This is a genomic window from Arthrobacter sp. D3-18 (assembly GCF_054408525.1).
In genome coordinates, this window is the sequence record NZ_CP096440.1 from 238,740 (window position 1) to 259,295 (window position 20,556).

Annotated in this window: 20 protein-coding genes; 11 read left to right on the forward strand and 9 right to left on the reverse strand. The window is 62.4% G+C overall.

Features of this window, described 5'->3' with window-relative positions; genetic code table 11:
- Positions 1 to 12: 12 nt before the first annotated feature.
- Together M1D89_RS03175 and M1D89_RS03180 are read right to left on the reverse strand one after the other, a co-directional pair.
- Entirely contained in the window at positions 13 to 912 is a 900-nt protein-coding gene (locus tag M1D89_RS03175; RefSeq protein ID WP_498647956.1) for a carbon-nitrogen hydrolase family protein, read from the reverse strand.
- Complete coding sequence (locus M1D89_RS03180; RefSeq protein ID WP_498647958.1) at positions 913 to 2,538, reverse strand: APC family permease; 1,626 nt, start codon at positions 2,536 to 2,538, stop codon at positions 913 to 915. It abuts the gene before it with no gap.
- Positions 2,539 to 2,671: 133 nt separating this feature from the next.
- On the opposite strand from M1D89_RS03180, the gene M1D89_RS03185 reads away from it, so the two are divergent.
- A complete protein-coding gene (locus M1D89_RS03185; RefSeq protein WP_498647960.1) occupies positions 2,672 to 3,316 on the forward strand; it encodes a TetR family transcriptional regulator in 645 nt (214 codons plus the stop codon).
- A 17-nt stretch (positions 3,317 to 3,333) separates the two neighbouring features.
- Entirely contained in the window at positions 3,334 to 3,618 is a 285-nt protein-coding gene (locus tag M1D89_RS03190; RefSeq protein WP_498647962.1) for a hypothetical protein, read from the forward strand.
- A 13-nt stretch (positions 3,619 to 3,631) separates the two neighbouring features.
- Here M1D89_RS03190 and M1D89_RS03195 read toward each other — a convergent pair whose 3' ends face one another.
- Genes M1D89_RS03195 through M1D89_RS03210 form a run of 4 tightly spaced genes read right to left on the reverse strand, consistent with a single transcriptional unit; the run spans position 3,632 to position 8,560 of the window.
- On the reverse strand, positions 3,632 to 4,225 hold the full coding sequence (locus M1D89_RS03195; protein WP_498647964.1) for a histidine phosphatase family protein: 594 nt from the start codon (positions 4,223 to 4,225) through the stop codon (positions 3,632 to 3,634).
- A gap of 50 nt (positions 4,226 to 4,275) precedes the next feature.
- The gene (locus tag M1D89_RS03200; protein WP_498647966.1) at positions 4,276 to 5,901 is read right to left on the reverse strand and encodes an amidohydrolase; all 1,626 of its coding nucleotides are present in this window, start codon (positions 5,899 to 5,901) and stop codon (positions 4,276 to 4,278) included.
- Entirely contained in the window at positions 5,898 to 7,121 is a 1,224-nt protein-coding gene (locus tag M1D89_RS03205; RefSeq protein WP_498647968.1) for a serine hydrolase domain-containing protein, read from the reverse strand. The genes M1D89_RS03200 and M1D89_RS03205 overlap by 4 nt, the downstream gene beginning before the upstream one ends.
- A complete protein-coding gene (locus M1D89_RS03210; protein WP_498650885.1) occupies positions 7,118 to 8,560 on the reverse strand; it encodes a purine-cytosine permease family protein in 1,443 nt (480 codons plus the stop codon). The genes M1D89_RS03205 and M1D89_RS03210 overlap by 4 nt, the downstream gene beginning before the upstream one ends.
- Positions 8,561 to 8,687: 127 nt before the next feature.
- Here M1D89_RS03210 and M1D89_RS03215 point away from each other — a divergent pair, with 127 nt between their 5' ends.
- Together M1D89_RS03215 and M1D89_RS03220 are read left to right on the forward strand one after the other, a co-directional pair.
- Positions 8,688 to 9,329, forward strand: coding sequence for a TetR/AcrR family transcriptional regulator (locus M1D89_RS03215; RefSeq protein WP_498647970.1), 642 nt, complete (start codon positions 8,688 to 8,690; stop codon positions 9,327 to 9,329).
- A 229-nt stretch (positions 9,330 to 9,558) separates the two neighbouring features.
- Complete coding sequence (locus M1D89_RS03220) at positions 9,559 to 10,947, forward strand: serine/threonine-protein kinase (RefSeq protein ID WP_498647972.1); 1,389 nt, start codon at positions 9,559 to 9,561, stop codon at positions 10,945 to 10,947.
- 95 nt (positions 10,948 to 11,042) lie between these two features.
- Here the strand turns inward: M1D89_RS03220 and M1D89_RS03225 are convergent, their stop codons facing one another.
- Both M1D89_RS03225 and M1D89_RS03230 read right to left on the reverse strand, forming a co-directional pair.
- A complete protein-coding gene (locus M1D89_RS03225) occupies positions 11,043 to 12,527 on the reverse strand; it encodes a polysaccharide deacetylase family protein (RefSeq protein ID WP_498647974.1) in 1,485 nt (494 codons plus the stop codon).
- An 86-nt stretch (positions 12,528 to 12,613) separates the two neighbouring features.
- A complete protein-coding gene (locus tag M1D89_RS03230; protein WP_498647976.1) occupies positions 12,614 to 13,843 on the reverse strand; it encodes a GAF domain-containing sensor histidine kinase in 1,230 nt (409 codons plus the stop codon).
- 78 nt (positions 13,844 to 13,921) lie between these two features.
- Between M1D89_RS03230 and M1D89_RS03235 the strand changes: the two genes are divergently transcribed.
- On the forward strand, positions 13,922 to 15,337 hold the full coding sequence (locus M1D89_RS03235; RefSeq protein ID WP_498647978.1) for an MFS transporter: 1,416 nt from the start codon (positions 13,922 to 13,924) through the stop codon (positions 15,335 to 15,337).
- Between the two features lie 36 nt (positions 15,338 to 15,373).
- Here the strand turns inward: M1D89_RS03235 and M1D89_RS03240 are convergent, their stop codons facing one another.
- Positions 15,374 to 16,012 carry an isochorismatase family protein gene (locus tag M1D89_RS03240; RefSeq protein ID WP_498647980.1) on the reverse strand — a complete coding sequence of 213 codons (639 nt, stop codon included), beginning with the start codon at positions 16,010 to 16,012 and terminating at the stop codon, positions 15,374 to 15,376.
- Positions 16,013 to 16,143: 131 nt separating this feature from the next.
- Here M1D89_RS03240 and M1D89_RS03245 point away from each other — a divergent pair, with 131 nt between their 5' ends.
- The 6 genes from M1D89_RS03245 (at position 16,144) to M1D89_RS03270 (ending at position 20,543) form a co-directional block, all read left to right on the forward strand.
- Complete coding sequence (locus M1D89_RS03245; RefSeq protein ID WP_498647982.1) at positions 16,144 to 17,085, forward strand: GlxA family transcriptional regulator; 942 nt, start codon at positions 16,144 to 16,146, stop codon at positions 17,083 to 17,085.
- A gap of 141 nt (positions 17,086 to 17,226) precedes the next feature.
- Positions 17,227 to 17,637: a DUF7793 family protein gene (locus M1D89_RS03250; RefSeq protein ID WP_498647984.1), complete on the forward strand. Its 411-nt coding sequence runs from the start codon at positions 17,227 to 17,229 to the stop codon at positions 17,635 to 17,637.
- Positions 17,638 to 17,688: 51 nt separating this feature from the next.
- Positions 17,689 to 18,186, forward strand: coding sequence for a hypothetical protein (locus tag M1D89_RS03255; protein ID WP_498647986.1), 498 nt, complete (start codon positions 17,689 to 17,691; stop codon positions 18,184 to 18,186).
- A 218-nt stretch (positions 18,187 to 18,404) separates the two neighbouring features.
- Entirely contained in the window at positions 18,405 to 18,608 is a 204-nt protein-coding gene (locus M1D89_RS03260; RefSeq protein ID WP_498647988.1) for a hypothetical protein, read from the forward strand.
- A gap of 116 nt (positions 18,609 to 18,724) precedes the next feature.
- Entirely contained in the window at positions 18,725 to 19,528 is an 804-nt protein-coding gene (locus M1D89_RS03265; protein WP_498647990.1) for a DUF1206 domain-containing protein, read from the forward strand.
- Positions 19,529 to 19,607: 79 nt separating this feature from the next.
- Positions 19,608 to 20,543: an SDR family oxidoreductase gene (locus M1D89_RS03270; protein ID WP_498647992.1), complete on the forward strand. Its 936-nt coding sequence runs from the start codon at positions 19,608 to 19,610 to the stop codon at positions 20,541 to 20,543.
- The last annotated feature ends 13 nt before the right edge of the window (positions 20,544 to 20,556 follow it).

Consider the following 20,556-nt stretch of genomic DNA (forward strand, 5'->3'; position numbering starts at 1 on the left):
TTTGGCGTGTGGTCAGGCCCGTCCGCTGCCCTGTCGTGCTGGAGCGGAATCCTCACTCCACTCCGGCGCTTGGAAGTGGGCTCCGCCGAACATCGGGAAGCGCAGCAGGCCTTCCTGGTCCCGGAGCTGGGCCCAGGGGCGGTTGATGCCGTGAGTTCCATAGCGGCGGAGTTGCGTGACGCGGTCCAAGTCCAGGATGGCGAACAGGATCTCTTCACCGCCTCGGGCGTGCTGCATGATGGTGCCCTCGGGGTCCACGATGACGCTCTCGCCCACGCCGGAGGGGGATGCTCCGTTGACGTTCACCACGTACACCTGGTTGGCGAAGGCGTTGGCCTGGGACATGACGATTTCCATGGCACGGTCCCGCGTGGTGGTGAGCGTGGGCTGGATGATGACCTCTGCGCCGAGCCATGCCAACTGGCGTGCTACCTCCGGGAAGCTGCCGTCGAAGCAGATGGCCAGCCCGATGCGTCCGCAGCCGGGGATGTCGAAAGTGACGAAGGAATCGCCGGGGGTGGTGGTTTCGAACGGGCGCCATGGAAAAAGCTTCCGGTAGCGCGCCACGATCTCGCCTTGCGGAGAGACAGCGATTGCTGTGTTGTACGTGTTTCCGTTGTCCGTTTCCAGCAACGAGCCGGGCACAAGCCATACGTTAAGCCTGCGGGCCAGCGCGGAAATGCGGTGGGTGAGAGGGCTGGGGATGGGCGCGGCGGAACGGGTTTCGCCGTCGGGGTCCGGGAGCAGGAACTCGCCCGGCGCGGACAGCAGCAGTTCCGGCACCACAATGACGTCCACATCGGGGCCCAGCTTCTTGGCTGATTCGGCTTGGGCCTCGAACCGGGACCACGTGGCCTCAAGGTCATGAGGGACGGGGTTGGTCTGAATTGCTGCGATGGACAGGATACGCATTTATGCCTCGGTTTCGTTGCTGAGAGTTTCGTTGTCAAGAATGTCGTTGCTGAGAATGGACGAAAGTTGGTGGCGGGCGGTGATGTTTCCACGCGGGATGGCTTCGCCTGAGAAGAAGCGGCGCAGCCTGGTCCTGAGGATCGCGGTGACCAGCAGGCCCAAGACCAGCGCACCGATGCCGATCCAGAACACAGAGCCGATGCCCAGCCACGACAACCCCACATATTCAGGGGACAGCATGTCCACGGCGCTGTAGGCGAACGCTCCGATCATGAGGACTGCTCCGAGGCCGGGAAGGATACCTTTCAGGATCAGCGCCGATGCAGAGGTGCGCATCAGCGGGGCGAAGTACACCACCGAGGCCAAGGCTGTCGCGGCGTAGTAGGCCGCGATCATCAGGCCCACCGAAAGGATGCCCAGCCCGATGAAGTCCGGGCTGATTGCCGTCAGCCCCAACGTTATGGCCATGGTGATGATTGCCCACCAGACGATGGAGGTGGTGGGGGTACCCCTCTTGGAATGCATCTTCGTGGTCGACCTGGGCAGCGCGCCATAGGTGCCCATGCTGAGCCAGGTCCGCGGCGTGCTGACAGCAACAGTCATCAGTGCTGCCAGCGCCGAAAGTCCCACCGCCAGGATGATGACCTGGCCAAACACTTCTCCTGTCGCCTGCGGGCCGAGGACTGAAAGGACATCCGAGACGGTTTCCGGATTGGTGATGCTTGCAGTTCCGGCGTATCCGACGGCGGCCGTAGCGGTCACTACGTAGAAGAACAGCAGGATGACCGTGGTGATGACTACTGCCTTGCCGGGCGTTCCCTTGCGGTCCGTGGTTTCCTCATTCACCGCTATCAGCGCATCCCAGCCCCAGTAGATGAACAGGCACAGAATGACGCCGGACACCAGGCCGGATATGTCGCCCGAGGCAAAGGGGTTGAACCATTCCAAGGCCGGTTTTTCTGAGCCTTCGGTGGCGTTGCCCGTGGCCATGGCGCTGAAAGCCGCAAGGCAGAATCCGCCGAGTGCCACTAGCTGGAGGCCAATCAGTGCGTACTGTACCCAGGCAGAGAGCTCGATTCCCCTTGCCGCGATCCATGCACTCAAGGCGATCAGCCCGCTGGCGATGGCAGCTACAGCGATAGGCTCCGCGGCGATCCAGGCCAAGCCAAAGAAGTTGAGCAGATAGGTGGTGGCCACTTGGGCTAGTGCGGCGCTCGCAATGAAGGTGGCCACTTGTGGCACCCACCCGCCGAGGAACCAGCCAGCGGTCGGCCCGAAAACACGCGTGATCCAGACGAACACGCCACCGCAGTCGGGCATTTCCTTGTTGAGGTCCCTGAACGCGAGGGCGGTGAAGAGGATGGGGACGAAACCCAGCAGGAACGCGGCAGGGGTGCTCGCTCCAACGGCGAGGACCACGAAGCCGAGCGTCACGGCCAGGCTATAGGCCGGAGCGACGGCGGCCAGCCCGAGGGCCACGGTCGGGCCGATGCCAATGGAGCCGGCTTTCAGGCCCTTGGACGTTGACTCGCTTGGTGCCGGGTTTTTTGATGTTGCGTCTTTTGGGGTTGGGTGGCGTGGGGTCGGGTCGCTCGCGAGCGGAGTGGGGGAGGGGGGATGTGACACGGAGACTCCTCGTTGAATCAGTAAGTCGTATCTGGGATCAGTAATTTGAATCACATTCAAATTTGAATGCCATTCAATACTCGTCTAGAGTCAATGTCAACAGGAATCTTCGGGAGTCCACAGGGGAGCGGCAGTGGCCAAGGCAGACAAGAAGGACATCCGGCGGCAGGAAATCGTTGCGGCAGCCCAGGCCGTGGCAGCCCGCGACGGTGCTGAAGGGGGCACGCTCCGCGCCATCGCGGCCGAGGCAGGCATGGCCGCCAATGCCGTGCTCTACTACTTCGGCAGCCACGCCGAGATCATCGCTGCCGCCGTGCAGGCTTCCTCCGGCAGATTTCTGGAGAAGCTCGCAGACGCCGATGACCTGGAGATGGCTCCCACCGCCAGGCTCGCCGCCGTCATCAGCGCCGGCACTACTGCAGGATTGGACGACGACGTCTCCCGGATCCTCTACGAGTACTGGCCCCACATGCTCCGCGACGCGGAGCAACGCCGGATCCAGGACGAGCTCACCAGCGCACAGGAACGCGTCTACCGGGAAATCATCGACGCCGGAAGGAGCTCAGGTGAGTTCTCTCCCCTGCTGGATCCAGCCAAGATCGCCCGCACCCTTGTTGCCCAGGAGGATGGCCTCGTCATGGATGTGCTGGCCGGGAGCGCCACCAGTGAGTATGTGCTCGACTTGATGGCTAGCCTTGCGGCCGCCCTTCTTGGCATCAAGGCAGAGGCGCTGCTTGAGCTCATTGCTGTCCGGGGCGGGTCAGTTCCTGCTACGTAACGGCGTAGGCTGCTGCCATGGAGAAGTCATTCGACATTGAACTGGTCAATCAGAACGAGTACTTGGTGCGTTGGGCATCGGAAGGGCAGAACGGGGAATCCCTGGTTCACACCAACCCGGAGTTCCTTGCAGAGGTGGGTCTGGGTGGCTTCGACGAGCAGCTTGTTGTCGAAGAAACCACCAACTACTTGGCAGAACACCAACCCGTGATCGACTTCCCGCAAACGGTTGACCTGGAAGAGATTGCCGCCGCCTACGCGGACTACGCTGAGCAGCTGAAGGCGCGGCTCGAAGCCAAATGACTGACTGCTGAAATCAGGCCTCGACGTCGGCCGTGATGCGCTCGCCGTTGAAGTACTCCAGTTGCCAGCCGTCCGTGACGTGGTGATGGGCCAGGTTGAGCACCGCGTTCTGCACGCTGTCCAAAGTGCGCCCGATGGCGCGGCTCAACGTCAGTCGGATTAAAGTTCCGTGCGCCACTACCAGGACGCGCTTCCCGGCAAACTCCCCGGCCAGCTCTTCCAAGGCAGCGATGCCACGGTCAGCCGCGGCCTCGTCGGACTCGCCTCCGCGGAAACCTCCGGGAATCCGAAGGGCTTCCAGCTCAGGACCGGCTTGAAGACCCTCAGCCGGGCCAAAGCTGCGCTCGGTTAGCTCCGGAACCAGTCGAGCAACCGTGAGTCCCAGGCCTTCGGCAATGATGCCGGCCGTCTCGGCAGCGCGGCTCAGGGGTGAGGACACTACGGTGTCCCATTGCTGACCGGACAGGAAGGCGACGGCGTCGCGCGCCTGGCCGCGGCCGACGTCGTTAAGCGGGATGTCAGTGGATCCCTGCAACCGGCGCTCCGCGTTCCAATCGGTCTGGCCGTGGCGGACGAGGGCGAAAGTTGTGAGGGTCATGCGTTCCATTGTGCCTTGCGGGTGCGCCGGGCCGCAGTTTCCTACGTCACGTAAGGCCGCTACGTCATGCTTGGACCGAATGCGTACACCGTCCGCCCGCCCACCACTGTCTGAAGAACCTTCGCGTCCAAGAGTGCGTCCGGGCTCTCGGCAGCGAGAACGTCGGTGTCCAGGACCACGAAGTCCGCGTACAGGCCAGCAGCAAGCCGACCAATCTCGTGCTCCGCGCCGCACGTCCACGCGGAGTCGCGCGTAGCATGTTCGATCGACTCGGCCAGAGGCAGTGAGAAGTCCGGGAGGTTGGTTCCGGCGGAAGCGTCCAGGGCTGAAGCCCGGGTGGTGGCTACGTACATGTTGGGCAGCGGCGCGTGCGGGGACGTGGGGGAGTCCGTGCCGAAAGCCAGCCGCGCACCCGCCTGGGTAATCCACGGCCACGGGAAGCCGCGCTCCACGCGGTCATCGCCCAACTTAGCTGCCCAGTTTTCGCTGATGGCCGGATCGGCGTGGACCGGCTGCATGCTGGCGGTGATGCCCAGCGCGGCGAGGCGATCGACGTCGGCCCTGTCCACCAACTCGAGATGCTCGATGCGATGGCGGCGTTCGCGGGGCCCGTTCTCGGCCACGGCGTGTTCTACGGCACCGATGGCGATCCGCACCGCTTGGTCGCCGATGGCGTGCATGGCAACCTTCAGACCGGCGGCATCGGCAGCGGCAACCACCGGCGCGAGTTGCTCGAGGCTCCAAATCGGTTCCGCGTTGGAACCATCGGCGTACGGCATTCCGAGGGTGGCCGTGCACCCATCGATGGTGCCGTCAATGATGACCTTGATTCCCACCACGCGAAGGAACGGCGATCCATGCTCGACGGCGAGCGCTGCCGCCCGCTGGACCTGGGCGATGTTTTCCTCCGCCGATCCAGTGTTGTTCACACGCCAATAGGCGATAAGCCGGCTGGTCAGCGTGCCGTCCTTGTCGGCACGGATAAAGGCTTCAAGGTCAATCTCGTTGAAGCCCATATCGCACGCAGTGGTCACGCCGGTCTCGCGGTAAGCCTGCTGGACTGCCGCAATGCTGGCCTCATGTTCATCCTTGCCTACTTGGGCATCGAGGTAGGGGAGCACCATGTCGTAGAACGCGTTCTCATCGATGTAGCCGGTGGCGTGGCCGTCTGCGTCACGCTTGATGGTGCCGCCGTGGGGATCCTTCGTGTTGTCGTCAATCCCCAGCTCAGCCAGCGCCGCCGAGTTCACCCACACTGAGTGGAAGTCGTAGGCGAAGGCATAGACCGGCTTGTCCTGGACCACGGCATCGAGCATCGCCGCGTCGGGGACGCCGCCCGGAATTGCGCCATGCAGCCAGCCGGTAGCCAGAATCCGCTCGACATCCGGGCGTTCGGTTGCCCTTGCCCTGATTCGATGCTGGATCTCCTCCACTGACTTGGCACCCCACAGGCTGACCTGTCCCAAGGCTTCGCCGGTACCGACAACGTGGGCATGCCCGTCGACGAAGCCGGGGACAACCAGTCGGCCTTCGAGGTCAATCCGCTCGGCGTCCGGGCGAAGGCGTTCCGCTGTGTTGGTGTCTCCGACGTAAAGGATGCGCTCGCCCTGAACGAGTAGCGCTTCAGCCCAGCGACGGGTATCGGAGGTGAAGATGCGGGCGTTGGTGTAGAGCTGGGTGGTCACGCTGCGTTTTCCTTGCTTTCCGGTGCTGATTCTTCTTCTGGGATTTCTTTTGTTGCGAGGGGCTCATCCAGGGATTTGCTGACATCGAGGAGCAGCTGATTCTGAAGTTCGTGCAGGTGCCCGCTGTCCGGTTCCGGCCACGTGGACATCTTCACGATCACGGTATCGGTGCCGGGGTCGAGCCAGAGGTATTGGCCGTAGATGCCGATCCCGGTGACATTGCCGCGCTCATTGCCCGTGCACCACCACTGCCGGGTGTAGGAGCCGCGGGGGTGAATGGCGGTGAAGGAGGAGTCGGCCATGGCTTCGGGGTCTCCGCCAGCGAGGACGCTGCGGACCCACCCCTCGGACACCACCCGACCTGCTGGACCTTCGCCGCCGTCGAGCATTAACCGGCCCACCCGGGCGAGGTCGCGGGCGGTGCACGAGACCCCGCCGTTCGCGAAGCCGAAACCAGCGGAATCAACTGTGATGCTGGCGTCCCGATCTGCGTCCAGCCGGGACCACAGGTACTTGGAGAGTGCGTCCGAATACCGCAGTCCGGTCACGCGCTCGATGATCCAAGCCAGGACGTCCGTGTTCGCGGAACAGTACTGGAACGTGCCCACGGTGCCGTTGCCCGTGAGGGTGGTGAGGAAGGCGTACGTGTCCTCAGGGTCGCCATCTTGTCGGGTGCGCCAGCCGGAGGAGCGATCATGCGTCTGAACTTCGGAAGCGGGATCCAGATAGTCCTCGCTGTAGTTGAGGTGGATGACCATATCGAGTACGTGCTGGACGGTGGGCCCGTCGTAGGCCGATCCGGCTAGTTCGGGTACATAGTCAACCACGCGGTCGGACGTGTTGATATCTCCAGAATCAACCAACGCCCCCACCACCAGGCCGCACATGGACTTCGAAATGCTCATGACCAGATGAAGATCATCCGGGGCAAAGCCAGGTCGGTAATACTCCGCGATGAGATCGTTGCGGTGCAGGACCAGGAAGGCATCGGTGTAGCTCTCTTCCAGCCGTTGCTTTAAACCAGGAACAGCCAAGGAGCTCAAACGGTCAGTAGCCGACGCCGGGGCGGTCGGAAAGCGGCGGGTGACTGACGCCGTCGGCAGTAATTCGCTCAGGCGCGCGAACGCCCAGCGGTTGTGCGGTCCCTCCTGCCAGGTGTCCAGGGTTGGCTGGCCCACGGCGCCGCGGTAACGCGGGGGATGGCTTTGGGCGGTGGTCATGCGGGGGCTCCCTCTATGGCGGGTGTTTTGTGGATGCCGCGGCGTAACGCCGGGCTCAGGGCGATGTACACGCCGGCGCTGACGATCATGGATACCGGCACGGAAAGGTCCATGGAGCCCATTGCTGCTGCGATAGGACCCGTCCACGCCGCGTTGCTGAGGAAGAGTGAGGCCACAACCGCACCGAGGATGACGGCGAGCAGGCCTGGGATGTGCCAGCCCCCGCTGTACCAGAAGGGGCTGCCGGGCTTCTCATTGAAGAGGTCCTCACCCCTATAGCGGTTGCGCCGAAGGATGACGTCAGTGGCGAAGATGGTCATAGTCGGGCCCGAAATGAGGACCAAGAGCTGCAGCATCAGGTTGACGGCCTCAAGGAGGCTCGTGGACATGACGAGGTAGATGGTCAGCGCTGTGCCGATCGCTCCCACCACCACCGCGGACGGGATGCGGCGGATCGGGACGCCGATGGACTGAAACGCCATGCTCGCCGTGTAGGTGGTCATGCCGTTCAGCGAAATGGTGTTGATGATGACGCCCACCACGAAGATTGGTCCGAGCCAGGCTGGCAGTAGGGCAAGAAGCGCGGATTCGATGCCAAGGTCCATCGCTGCTGCATCAATTCCCGTGGCGAGCAACGCACCTACCGAAGTGAAGAAGATGCCTGGTAGGGCGCCGCCGAGGGCCGTAGCCGCAATGATGTGTGACCGCTTGGTGGACGTGGGGAGGTAGCGTGCCAGGTCGGGGCTGTTCGAGTACGACAGGGGAGAGGACGCCAGGATGGCGAAGCCGATGGTCATCGCGGCCCACAACGGCACACCTTCCAAAGGTGACGGAGCAGCATAGCCCCACTGCACGTGGGGCAGGATGAAAGCCGTAACCAGCAGGAAGATGGCCAGCAATACCGACGCCACAATGGGGTAGCTGCGCAGGATCAAACTGTGGCCGAACACCGCCACCAGAACGGTGATCGCGGCAACCAGGATGGTGACGAATAACGGAACCAGGACAGGATCCGTGAAACCAAGCTGTGCCAGGAGCTCAGCGCCCATGAACGAGGATGCGAGCCAGTTCAGGGCCAGGAAGACCGCGGAGATGAACCATCCAAAGAAGGCGACTACAACTCTGTTGCCGCGGATTCCGTAGATAGCCCTGGTGATGACGGAGCCTGACGTCCCCGCTGCCGGGCCACTGGTGGCGACGATGCCGGTGAGGATCCAGGGGAGGCTTCCGGCGATGATGACAACGAACGCCTGCCAGAGTTCCATTCCGAGCAGGATCAGTGAGGCGCCCACCGTGAAGTTCAGGACGCTGACGTTTGGGGCCGCCCAGACCGGGAAGAGGTCTCTGGCGCGGCCATGACGTTCGGAAGCTTCAATGAATTCGATGCCCCGGGTTTCGGGGTGGGCCAGGGGTTCCGGGTAGCTGGCCGGACCGGTCATGTGGGGTTGGGACAACGCTGTTCCTCTCGGGCAAGGTCCGGCTCGCAACGCTGGGAAGCCGGTCCGTTGACGCTATTGGTCGCACGACCAATGAGCTATTGGTCACTAATCCAATAGACTGAACGGCATGGTGTCAAGCCCCGCATCCCAACGCGTCCGCAAGTTACCCGACGAGCGCCGCGCCGAAATCCTGGCCGAAGCCGCTTCCATTGCCTTGGGTGAGGGGCTCGAGCGGATAACCCTTCGCGCCGTTGCCGACCGCCTTGGTGTCCGGCCTGGCCTGATCAGCCATTACTACCCGGCTGCCGAGGATCTGGTGATCGCCGCGTTTGTGCGCGCCGTTTCAGAGGAGCGGGAAGAACTGTTTCCCGACGACGGCACTCCCCTTGAGCGTATGGCTCACCTGGTTTCGCGCATCGAAGGCAGCGGCACCGTTGAACTCACGCGGCTATGGCTCAACGCCAGGCATCTTTGCCGCTTTATCCCTGCCCTGACCGAGGCGCTGTTGGGGCAGGAATACCTCGATCGGAACCGGCTGACCGCGCTCATCGAGGACGGAGTCGCGTCCGGCGATTTCATGGTGGAGGACCCCTTTGCGGCTTGCATCCGGATATGGGTGGCCATTGACGGCGTGGGCTCCTACGTTAACAACGCCGAGACCTTCGAATATGACGCCTTCAAGCGGTTCGTCACCGACGTCGCAGAATGGTCGCTGGGCGTTCAGGCGGGCGAACTTCGCGCGGCTGTGGACCGGCTGCAAGCCGCCTGATTTCGCAGCCGCTGAGCCTTCACATTGCCCTTCCCGCGATTTAATCAGTATCCTGATAACTTATCTGGTGAAACCGGATGATGCTGTTTGGGCTCATTGCCTGGGCCGCACGTGGCTGAAGCAGTCGGCCGCGCGGCCATCGTGAAAGTTTGATTGACGGCATTGCTTGGTGACGCAGGGACAGTGGTTAAGTCCGTGTCTCCAGGTATGCCTGAAGGACGTGACATTCGTGGGCAACAATGACGAGGCCGTGGACCCCCAACTCCGCGCCTCCAGCGAAACCGCAGGAACAGACGCCACTGAAGTACTTGCCGGCCGCTACCAGCTGGGCTCTTTGCTGGGTAGGGGAGCTATGTCTGCCGTCTACCAGGCGACTGACATGCTTCTTGGCCGCGAGGTAGCCATCAAGATTTTCCTGCCCGGTTCAGGCGACGAGTCGTTCCGTGCCCGGCAGGAAAATGAAATGCGGCTCCTGGCCGCCTTTGATCACCCAGGGTTGGTGGCCGCCTTTGACGCCGGCGTCGATACGCGCAACGACGAAGAACGCGCGTTTCTGGTCATGGAACTGGCTGAGGGCCGGGATTTGCGCGCCATACTGGCCGAGGGACCACTCACTGTTCCCGAGACCGCGCGCATCGGGATCCGGCTCGCCGGGGCACTGTCCCAGGTACATGAACACGGAGTTATCCACCGCGACATCAAGCCGGCCAACATCCTGGTATCCGATGACGACGGCGTGGGACAGTCGGTGAAGTTAGCGGACTTTGGCGTCGCACTGGTCATGAACGACAACCGCCTCACCGCAACAGGCTTTACCGTGGGAACCGCCCAATACCTCAGCCCGGAACAGGCGCAGGGGCTTGGGCTGACTCCCGCGAGCGATATCTACTCGCTGGGCTTGGTACTCCTCGAATGCCTCACCGGCAGGGCCGAGTACCCGGGGACGCCTATTGAAACGGCATCAGCCCGTCTTCACCGCCCGCCGCAGGTTCCCCTGGAGTTGCCTGGTCCGCTACGGGAGCTCCTCGAAGCCATGACGGACATGGATCCCGAAAAGCGCCCAACGGCACAGCACGTCGAACAGGCGCTCGGGGATGAAGGGATCCAGTCCGGGCGCAGGACTGCGCTGCTGCCGGCCGTGCCTTCGCGGCCACCACTCCGCACGCCAACTAAGAGGCAGGCCACAGTCACCAGCCTCAGGGACTTCAATAAGCGACGACCCAGGACCGTTCGGGGCGTGGCCGCAGCGGCGGTCACCATTCCGCTCGCTTTGCTGATCCTGTCCCAGGGGCTTACGCCTACGGGCAACACAACGGACCCCTCCCAGACTGGGGATAGCGGCGTTTCCCAAGCCGAGCCGCAGCCGACGACGCCGGTGGTGCCAGCTCTCCCTGTTGCGCCGGCGACCGCCGAAGCCGTGCCCGCCGAAGCCGTGCCCGCGGATGACCAGCCCGCCGAAGTGGTCAATCTGCAGGAGCCCGCGCAAGCTCCAGTGCCTGCACCCGTTCAGGAGCCTGCGCCGGCTGTAGTGCCTGGCCCGGAGATCGCCAAGGAAAAGAGCGACGGCAAGAGCGAGAAAAAGCCAGAAAAGGGCAAGGGGTCCGGGGACGGCAAGTAGCCCTGGCAGCGTGAACAACGCACGACGGCGACCTGCCGCCGTCGTGGGATGCTTTCCGGAAGTTCAGCGTTCTTGGAGGTCAACGTTCTTGGAGTTCAGCGTCCGGCAACGCATCCCGGCGCTGTTCCGCGGCACTTGTAGGACGCGCCGGGCTTCAGTTCGATTCCCGCGAAAAGCTGCGGGAGCGTGACCAGGTAGAAGCCCTTGCCTTTGAGTTGGGCAATGAGCTCCACCTGGCCATCCACGGTGGAAGCGTGGACGTCGTGCTGGAGGATGATGGATCCAGGCTTAACCAGGCTCATGACCCGGGGTAGGAACAGGGATTTGTTCTTGGACTGCCAATCCAGGGAGTCGACGTCCCAGATAATTTGGGGCAACCCCACAGAGGCGGAAACCGTCTTGTTAGTTGCTCCGTACGGTGGCCGCATGTAAGCGGGCACCACACCTGTTGCCATTTCTATGGCGCCTTGGGCCCGCTGAACTTCGCTCTCGATGCTCGACGGCGACAATTTCGTCAGGTATGGATGGCTCATGGTGTGGTTTGCGATGGTGTGGCCCGCAGCTGCCACGGCTTTCGCCACCGTCGGATTGGCCTTGACGTAGCCTCCCTGCTGGAAGAACGTGGCGAGCACTTTGTGCTTTTCGAGTATCGCCAGAAGACGGGTGGTTTGGGCGTTGGGCCCGTCATCGTAGGTGAGGGCAGCACAGGCCACCAGTTCGCAGTTGATCGGAGCCAGCCCGCCGGGTGCGGGCTGGGGGGCCTTGAACGGAGCCCCAGTGATGACTGCGGCGCGAAGGATCTGTCCTGCAGGCGAAATCACCTCGCCCGTTGCTGCGGCGTTCAAAGTAACGGTGACGGGGCCGGACAAGGCGGCGCCTGTTACAGGGTCCCGGTGGATGGTGACGCTGAGATTTCCGGCGGAGGTAAACGCGACGGCGGTGAGCAACTCGGCGTCGGAAACCGGGCCTGGTGCCGGGGGCTGGCTTGGGTCCGGGCCCGGAGGCTGCGTCGGGGACGCAGGACCGATGGCGTCTCCGAGTATTGTCCGTAAGGTGCTGGTCATGGCCTGGTTGATCAAGCTGGCACTGCCCGTCACATCGCCCGTGCTGAGGTCCTCGTAGGTGATCTCGTCGCTGCGAGCGGTGCGGACGCCTCCGTCCATGGTTGTTTGCACGAACCTGGATCCAACAACACTTCCGGTGGCCAGGACAATTTCATGGGTGATTGAAACGCCGTCGGCCAGCAGCGCAGCGGGGGTAGCCGGCAGTGCCGCGGGTTCGTGGCGACCGCCGGCCCGGGCATCAAAAATGCTGAGCAGTCGGGCATCGAGCTTGCTGTTGAAGGTCTCGGCACCGCTGATGTATTGCCACGTCGCAACCGTGGGCGTTGCTCCGGCTGTGCGGGTGGTCATGTCCACGACGGATGTCGGGAGGGCGATCCTGGATGGAGGTGTCCCGATGACTGCCGTTGGTGCCTGGGACGTCGGCGGGGTGGCCATAGGGACACAGGCCACCATGAAGAGCACGATGACTACGAGCGGGATCGTGAACGGTGAGCGGACTGGGGCGGGCCGCTGCATGGTTTCCTCTACCGGAAGTACGAGGTGGTCATGCCTCGAATAATGGCAGTCGCAGCGCCAAAGTCTCCGGAGACACCCCGGAGGGGCTAGAAACCGGCTGGAAAGCTAACAGTGACTGTGGTTCCGCCGTCGGGAGTTTCAGCCAGGGTGAGATCGCCTCCATGTGCTTTGGCAATGTTGCTGCAGGTGGCAAGGCCGAGCCCGGACCCCGGGCCATCACCTTGCCGCCGCAGACGCACCAAGGGTTCCAGGACCTTGGCGCGATCCTCGGGTTTGATGCCCTTGCCGTTGTCCGCCACGAAGATCGTGGTGCCCTGATAGTTGGAAACCCCGCTCACCCGGACTCGGAGATCGCGCTCGGGACTGCGGTAGTTCATGGCGTTGGAGAGCAGGTTTTGCAGCAGCGTGCGGAGCTGTCCGCGGTCGGCCTGGAGAGTCAGATCTTCGACGTCCACAATGCCGTCGTTTTCGATGCCCAAGTCGCGTGCCACTTCTTCGGCGATCTCGCGCAGGGAAACTTGCACCGGCTGGATTGCGCCGCCCACGCGGGAGTAGCTCAGCACATCTTCGAGCATGCCGAGCATCCGCCGTCCACTGGAGCCAATGCGGTCCAGGTAGCGCGCGGCGGTGCTGTTCGGTTCCACGTCGGGATCGTCTTCCACCAGTTCCACATAGCCCAGGATGGTGGTGAGGGGAATGCGGAGATCGTGGCTGACGCGGCCGGCGAATCCGGCGAGCTTGGCGTTGCTGTCCCTCAACTCGGCATAGGTGCGGTCCAGCTGTACCGTGCGGTGCTGAAGCTCCAAAAGCTCAACTACCTGCTTCGCCAGGACCTCCAGCATGCTCACCTGTTCGGGGCGCAGCTCATTGGTTTTATCCGAGAACACGCACAATGTTCCGGGCACGAAACCCGATTCTGTCTGCAGCGGGACGGACGCATAGAAGCGGACTCTGCCAATTTCGCCAGTGACAAAGGGATTGTTCGCGAAGCGGGGGTCCTTGGACGCATCGGCCACCACTGTTCGCTCGCGGGTGAGGAAGACCTTGGCGCACATGGAATCCTCGCGCGAGCAAACCCCGGGATCAACGCCCCAAGCACCGATTTGGTGCTGGTACTCCGCGCTGATGATGTTGACCACGCCAAAAGGTGCGCCGCAAAGCTCGGTAGCCAGCCGCACGAGGTTTTGCAGGGCACTCATGACGGCGGTATTGGGAAGGAGCGTGGAATCCACCGCGGGGTCCAGGCCATACTCCTGCAATTCCAGGTCACGGCTGATGTCATCGGTGAAGGACAGATGCCCTTGAACTTCCGTCATGTTATTACTCCCCCAAGCGTCTTTAGGATTCCTTGCCGATACTACCGGGACGCTGGCGGCGGTGGTTTACTGGGACGCATGACCGAGCAGGAACCGGCCTCCGCCGCGTCTACTGACAGCATCGATCTCTCCGTACGCACTCCCGCGCAAAGATCCCGGACCTTCACCGGGATACTGGTGAACACCGCCTTCGCGAACATCACCACAAGCTATCTGTGGTTCGCCCTGACGTTCTGGGTGTACTTGGAGACGCGGAATGTGATCGCCACGGGGGTGATCGGCGGTGCATACATGCTCCTGATCGCCCTCTCCAGCATCAGTTTCGGAACCTTCGTGGACCGTTACCGCAAACTTGCCGTGATGCGTTTCGCCGCAGCCTTCACCATGGTGATGTTCGTCCTCTCAGGCATCATGTTCCTGCTGACACCCGAGCAGGCACTACTAGACCTGACACAGCCATGGTTCTGGATTTTCACCATGATCATCCTGATCGGCGCAGTGGTGGAGAACATGCGGAATATTGCCCTGTCCACCACCGTGACCATCCTGATCGAACCTGATCGGCGGGCCAATGCCAACGGGCTCGTAGGCATGGTGCAGGGGCTCATGTTCATCGTCACCTCGGTCCTTTCCGGGCTATCGGTAGGGCTCCTGGGCATGGGCTGGACGGTAGTTGTCGCCTTGGTGCTGACCGCCTTGGCCTTTGGGCACTTGCTCATGCTGCGCCTGCCCGAGGAAGTGAAGGCAGCGCCCTCCGACGCACAAGGCGGATTCGACTTGCGCGGATCGTGGGCCGCCGTCATGGCGATATCCGGCCTGTTTGCGCTGATTCTCTTCTCCACGTTCAACAACTTCATTGGCGGCGTCTATATGGCGTTGATGGATCCATACGGCCTGGAGATGTTCTCGGTGGAGATGTGGGGAGTTGTCTTCGCCATTGGTGCCACGGGGTTCATTGTTGGCGGTGCGCTGATCGGGAAGTTCGGCCTCGGGTCGAATCCTCTGCGGACCATGCTCATCGCTGTGGTGCTGATGGGGTTCATCGGTGCGGTGTTTACCCTTCGCGAGTGGGCCTGGCTTTATATCGTCGGAATCTGGCTCTACATGGCGCTGGTGCCTGTGGTTGAAGCCGCTGAGCAGACTGTCATCCAAAAAGTAGTGCCACTTCCTCGGCAGGGCAGGGTGTTTGGTTTTGCCATGGCCTTCGAGTCCGCGGCGGCGCCCATCACCGCGTTCCTCATCGCACCGATCGCCCAGTTCTGGATCATCCCCTACGCCCGATCCGAGGAGGGGGCGGCCAGCCTTGATCCATTGCTGGGCGAAGGGATTTCCCGGGGCATCGCCTTGGTGTTCCTGGTGGCGGGCATCATCATGATCTTGGTGGCGCTGATCGCTTTCCTGACACCCGTCTACCGCCGCGTGTCTGCCTCGTATGCGCAGACAGCGGCGGAAGAACGGGAAGGCCAGGACGCGGAGTCGCCGTCGTCGCATTGAAGTGCGTCCTCGCATGGAGGGCGAACACGATCCTGATCAGGAAGCTGCCTGCAAGGCGGCTCCTGCCATGGCAGAGCTGCCCAGATCGCTCTTTTCCAAGGCTTGCCCGGACTCAACGGCCGTGGCCCATGATTCGGTGGGTGCAACGGCGGCCCAGTTGGAATTCAACAGCGCCATCAATGTGGTGTGAACGGTCTTCGCATCCGCGGTTCCGGCGTCGTTGCTGAGGTTGATGGAACCCGTGGCATCTGAAAGTACTTCGGTGGAGAAGCCGAGGAATTCTGCTTCAACGGCCGAGGCCAGGATGCAGTTGTTGGTCATATAACCCACCAAGGTGACGGTGTCGACGTCGTGCTTCCGCAGCCAGGCGGTAACATCCGTGCCGGCGTACACCGAGCTGTACTGTTTGGTGACGTCTTTCCAGGAACCGGTCCTGCGGGCTTCCACTTCGGGGTGCAGCTCATACTCCGCTGTTTCCGGGGCGAAGACTGGTGCGCCTTCTCCGGCACTGTGCTGGATGGCCGCAATGGGGATACCGGCTGCTGTTGCGGCGTCAATAGCTTTGGTGATCATCGCAAGCGACTCTTGGTGCTGCGGGTACTGAATTTCCAGGGGCCCGCTGAAGTACTGCTGCTGGACATCGACCAGGACGAGGGCGCGGCGGGGTGTGCTCATGGTGTTCTCCCGTAGTGGTTGTTCGGCGCCTTTTGGCGGTCCCTTTCATCATTCGTCCATTACCCGGCAACCACCAGTGGCACGAATGCCCATATACGATTGATTCGGGCCAAAGAATAGGGGAGGCCATTATGAGGATCGCGGTGTACGCATTCAACGGGGTCACGATGTTTCACCTTGCCGTGCCGCAGATGGTTTTCGACGAGGTCTCGCGCCAGGGTTTGGCCGAGTGGAACACCGTCCTGTTCTCAGACCGGGCTGGCCATATCCGAACCGCCGAGGGTTACGTGCTGGGGGAAGTCCAAGGACCCTCGACGGCGGAACACGCCGACGTCGTAGTGGTGCCGTCCTGGTTCGACGACGAACGCGAGACCGGCGAAGCCCTCAGCAATGTCCTCCGGCAAGCCCACGGTAGGGGAGCAACCATCGTGGGTCTCTGCTTGGGAGCCATTCCCGTCGCCGACGCCGGGCTCCTGAACGGACGATCCGCCGTGACCCACTGGCAGGCCTTTGACTCCCTCGCCGTCCGGCACCCCGATGTCACGCTCGACCAAACGGTGCTGTACATCGATCACGGCGACGTCCTGACCTCGGCCGGTACAGCATCCGGACTCGATGCGTGCTTGCACGTGGTGAGAGGCCGTTTGGGGGCGGAAGCAGCCAACCAGGTGGCACGAAGCCTGGTCATCGCCCCGCACCGTGAAGGTGGGCAGGCCCAGTACATCGAGCGTCCCCTTCCCGCGCGAGCTGAAGGCGACCCCATGGCCCGGCTGCTTGAGTGGGCGATTGGCCGGCTGGGTGAACCGCTCAGCATTGACCGGCTCGCGGCCCAAGCCCACATGAGCCGGCGAACTTTCGTGCGCGCCTTCCGCGCCTCAACCGGGACCACGCCGTCGTCCTGGATACGCACGCGCCGACTGGATGCTGCCCGCCGTCTGTTGGAAACCACTGACCTGTCCATCGACCAGGTTGCGGCCGACTGCGGGTTCGGCAGTGCCGTGACCCTCAGGCAGAACTTCGCCAGCGCCTTTTCCACCTCACCCACGGACTACCGGCGCCGCTTTACCGCCTGACGGCCTTCACGGCAGGCCACGGAAACCAAAGCAAAGATCATTCTTTTCGGATGAGACGTGGTGATTGCTGCGTAGTGCAGGGTGGAGTCAGCCCGTGGCTTGCGGGCAGTCCTGCAATCCTGCAGAGATGGAGACGGTTCTATGGCTGAAGCGGACCACATCGATTACACCATCCAGCTCGGACCGGACAATGTCTTGTTACTGGCTTGGGAGCCGGGCGTCAGAATCGAAGCCGGCAACGCCCGGGCTGCCGTGGACGCCGTCAACGAGTTCGCTGCCGGTAGTCGCTATCCCTTGCTGGTCAGGATGGCCAATGCAAGCCATTTGAGCCGCGCGGCACGTGACGTTTTCATCGAGCCTTGTGCGGCCTCCAGAATCGCTTTGCTGGGTGAAAACGCCGTTGACCGCATACTCGTCGACTACCAACTGGCCGCCCAGCCCGCGCCCTGCCCTACGAGGTTCTTTACCTCCCAAGCGGAGGCGATGACTTGGCTCTTGGAACGGGAGCAGAAAGTCGATGAGCAGCAACAGGGCAGCACAGCAACTTGGTGAGAACTCCGTGACGCTCTATACCTCCAACAGGAGGTGTGGAATCATCGGCGAATGGACCAATATCTGTGGGTGTTGAAACAAGATCAACTTGATTTGATTCGCGAATTGGAGCCAGCCAGACTTGAGCTCCTCGACGAGGAAGGCCTGCTCCAACTCCATAAACGGGTGCGGAAGGCCCGGAACAAATACACCACCAACTATCGACGCAAAGCGGCAGACGAAGTGCTGGAAGCTGGCGGTCGCGGAGCCGCAGCCAACAAGTCAGACAAAGCGCGTGCCCGTGCTTTCGTGTTCGAGGAAGCACTCTCCATCGTGAGCACCGAACTCGCCAGGGTGGCTCACGAGGCGGCAGAAGAACTCAAGGATGAGCGACTGGAACGTGCCAGCGCCGACAAGTCCACCGGGCCGGAGAGCTCTGGAACCGGCAGCAAATCCACCACCGGTTCAGGCAGGGCAAAGTCTCATCAGAAGACCACCGGCGGTGTGAAGCGGGACGCTTCCAGCCGGTCGCAAGGTGCCCAACGCCAAGCAAAAAAGGACGCACGCTAAGATCCTTTTCCTTCAGCCGGACCCGCCGAGATGGCACTTGATGACAATCGCGACGCGGAACATTGCCATTAAATGCCATCTCGGCGGGGCGGATTCGCCGCGCCGGGAGGAATCTTGAGGGAATCTTGAGATGACCCGGCGTCCTTCTTGAGGACCCCGTCCGATGGTTGAAACATCAGCCAATCAGCTGACGGGAACTTCCAGGAAGGACCACCGAAATGACTGATCAGACCTCCGCCAAGTCCGTGACTACCGGCGCTGCCCACACGAACTCCGACGCCTTCGCAGGCACGGCGGACGCTGCCGGTCACACTGGAGAAACCGCTAGCCAGACCCGTGCAGTGGTGACAGTCCGTGAGCAGTTCAACCCCCTTGGTGCGGGGCTTCGGAGCATCTGGCCGCAGTCGGTCGTCGGGTTCTAGGGCGCCAGGCTTTACTAGGGCAGGCACCTCGTTATTCGGGCGAGTACCTGCCCGTCGCCGTTTAAGGGACGATGGAGTCCAGCGCGAAAATAAGGAGGCTTGCCATCAAGGAAGAGATGAGAAAGGCCGCTGATGTGGCCGAGGAAGCCGCGAATTCGCAGGCTTTCGCAGCTGTTGCCCGGGCCGGATATGCCGTGAGCGGGCTGCTGCACCTACTCATTGGCGTGATCGCAATCCAACTCGCGGTGGGCCGCGGCGGCGAGGCTGATGTCAGCGGCGCGGTGACCGAGTTGGCCAACAAACCGGCAGGACCCCTCCTACTCTGGGCCTGCTTTGGAGCCTGTGCGGCGCTGGCCCTGTGGCAATTGGGAAATGCCATCCTTGGCTATCGCATCGCCTCCGACAACAAACTGACCAAGCGGTTATCGGCTTTAGGCCAGGCCTTGGTGTTCGCTGCATTGGCGGCCACCATCATGTCGTTCGTCATAGGGCGGGGCCAGAACAGCCGGGAGTCCAGCAGCGACTTCACGGTCACTCTTATGAAGGCACCGTTCGGGGTATTCCTGCTGATCGCCATCGGCACCGGTGTCGCGATTACCGGCATCGTCTTCGCGGTGAGGGGGTTCCGTCGAAAGTTCACCAAGGACCTTTCCCTGTCATCCAGCCCGGGCGTGCACAAGTTCCAAATCTGGGTTGGCGTGGTGGGTTACATTGCAAAGGGGATCGCCCTCTTCCTTGTGGGTCTGTTGGTGGTCATTGCCGCGGTTCGGGCCCAGCCCGAGCAATCAACCGGGCTTGACGGAAGTTTGAAAGCATTGAAGGAACAGCCTTATGGTCCATACTTGTTGGCTGCCGTGGCACTTGGGCTCATCGCCTACGGGCTGTTCCTTATGGTCAAAGCGAGGACCCTCCGGACCTAGTCCTGACTGCGTTTAGGAGATCGCGGGGCGGGGTACAGGGCAAAAGTACCGGCAGTGAAATCCGAAAAGGGGCAGAACCATGACTCAAGGTGATTCGAACCAGGCTGATAAGCCGCAAACCGACGGGAACCGCCTCACCTCGCCGCCATCGGACCCCCGCAGCGGATACCATTCGGGCGAATTCCCCCAGCAGGAGCAGGAACAACCGGGCCTCACCAAGCCACTGGATCCGCAACCGGACCATGGCGAGAAGAGTTACGTGGGGCATGGACGCTTGCAGGGTAAGACCGCGCTGATCACCGGCGGTGACTCCGGCATCGGTGCTGCGGTAGCCATTGCCTACGCGCGCGAGGGCGCTAACGTGGCCATTAGCTATCTTCCGGAGGAAGAGGAAGACGCGCAGTCGACGGCGGAATGGATCCGTGAGTGCGGAGCGCAGGTCCTGCTGTTGCCCGGTGATGCGCGGGATGAAGGTTTCGCGGCTGAGATCGTGGAACGTACAGTGAAGGAGCTTGGCGGGCTCAACGTGGTGGTGTTGAACGCGGCTTATCAAAAGAACCGCGAAGGCCTGGAAACCATACCCACCGAGGAGTTCGACCGTGTCTTCAAAACCAACCTCTACTCGCTGATCTGGACGGCGCAGGCAGCCATTCCGCATCTCCGGCCGGGCGCCTCAATCATTGTCACGGCATCCATCCAGGCGTTCAATCCGTCCGCCCAGTTGATCGACTATGCCATGACCAAAGCGGCCCAAGTGGCCTTCACCAAGGCCATGGCCGAGGAACTCGGGCCCAAGGGAATCCGCGTCAATGCAGTGGCGCCAGGCCCCATCTGGACTCCACTGATCCCAGCTACCGAATGGCCGGACAAGCTCCCCACCTTTGGGCAGGACACGCCACTGGGCCGTGCCGGCCAGCCTGCAGAGCTGGCGCCCGCCTACGTGCTGCTGGCATCCGACGAAGGGTCCTATATTTCGGGTGCAGTCCTTCCTGTCACGGGCGGCAAGGGACTCTGATCCCTGTCCGGGC

Bases quoted from the DNA above. Each gene is read 5' to 3' on its own strand.
- M1D89_RS03175 (WP_498647956.1), bottom strand. From the start codon at position 912: ATGCGTATCCTGTCCATCGCAGCAATTCAGACCAACCCCGTCCCTCAT.
- M1D89_RS03190 (WP_498647962.1), top strand. From the start codon at position 3,334: ATGGAGAAGTCATTCGACATTGAACTGGTCAATCAGAACGAGTACTTG.
- M1D89_RS03195 (WP_498647964.1), bottom strand. From the start codon at position 4,225: ATGGAACGCATGACCCTCACAACTTTCGCCCTCGTCCGCCACGGCCAG.
- M1D89_RS03205 (WP_498647968.1), bottom strand. From the start codon at position 7,121: ATGACCACCGCCCAAAGCCATCCCCCGCGTTACCGCGGCGCCGTGGGC.
- M1D89_RS03210 (WP_498650885.1), bottom strand. From the start codon at position 8,560: ATGACCGGTCCGGCCAGCTACCCGGAACCCCTGGCCCACCCCGAAACC.
- M1D89_RS03215 (WP_498647970.1), top strand. From the start codon at position 8,688: ATGGTGTCAAGCCCCGCATCCCAACGCGTCCGCAAGTTACCCGACGAG.
- M1D89_RS03225 (WP_498647974.1), bottom strand. From the start codon at position 12,527: ATGCAGCGGCCCGCCCCAGTCCGCTCACCGTTCACGATCCCGCTCGTA.
- M1D89_RS03230 (WP_498647976.1), bottom strand. From the start codon at position 13,843: ATGACGGAAGTTCAAGGGCATCTGTCCTTCACCGATGACATCAGCCGT.
- M1D89_RS03235 (WP_498647978.1), top strand. From the start codon at position 13,922: ATGACCGAGCAGGAACCGGCCTCCGCCGCGTCTACTGACAGCATCGAT.
- M1D89_RS03240 (WP_498647980.1), bottom strand. From the start codon at position 16,012: ATGAGCACACCCCGCCGCGCCCTCGTCCTGGTCGATGTCCAGCAGCAG.
- M1D89_RS03245 (WP_498647982.1), top strand. From the start codon at position 16,144: ATGAGGATCGCGGTGTACGCATTCAACGGGGTCACGATGTTTCACCTT.
- M1D89_RS03250 (WP_498647984.1), top strand. From the start codon at position 17,227: ATGGCTGAAGCGGACCACATCGATTACACCATCCAGCTCGGACCGGAC.
- M1D89_RS03255 (WP_498647986.1), top strand. From the start codon at position 17,689: ATGGACCAATATCTGTGGGTGTTGAAACAAGATCAACTTGATTTGATT.
- M1D89_RS03260 (WP_498647988.1), top strand. From the start codon at position 18,405: ATGACTGATCAGACCTCCGCCAAGTCCGTGACTACCGGCGCTGCCCAC.
- M1D89_RS03265 (WP_498647990.1), top strand. From the start codon at position 18,725: ATGAGAAAGGCCGCTGATGTGGCCGAGGAAGCCGCGAATTCGCAGGCT.
- M1D89_RS03270 (WP_498647992.1), top strand. From the start codon at position 19,608: ATGACTCAAGGTGATTCGAACCAGGCTGATAAGCCGCAAACCGACGGG.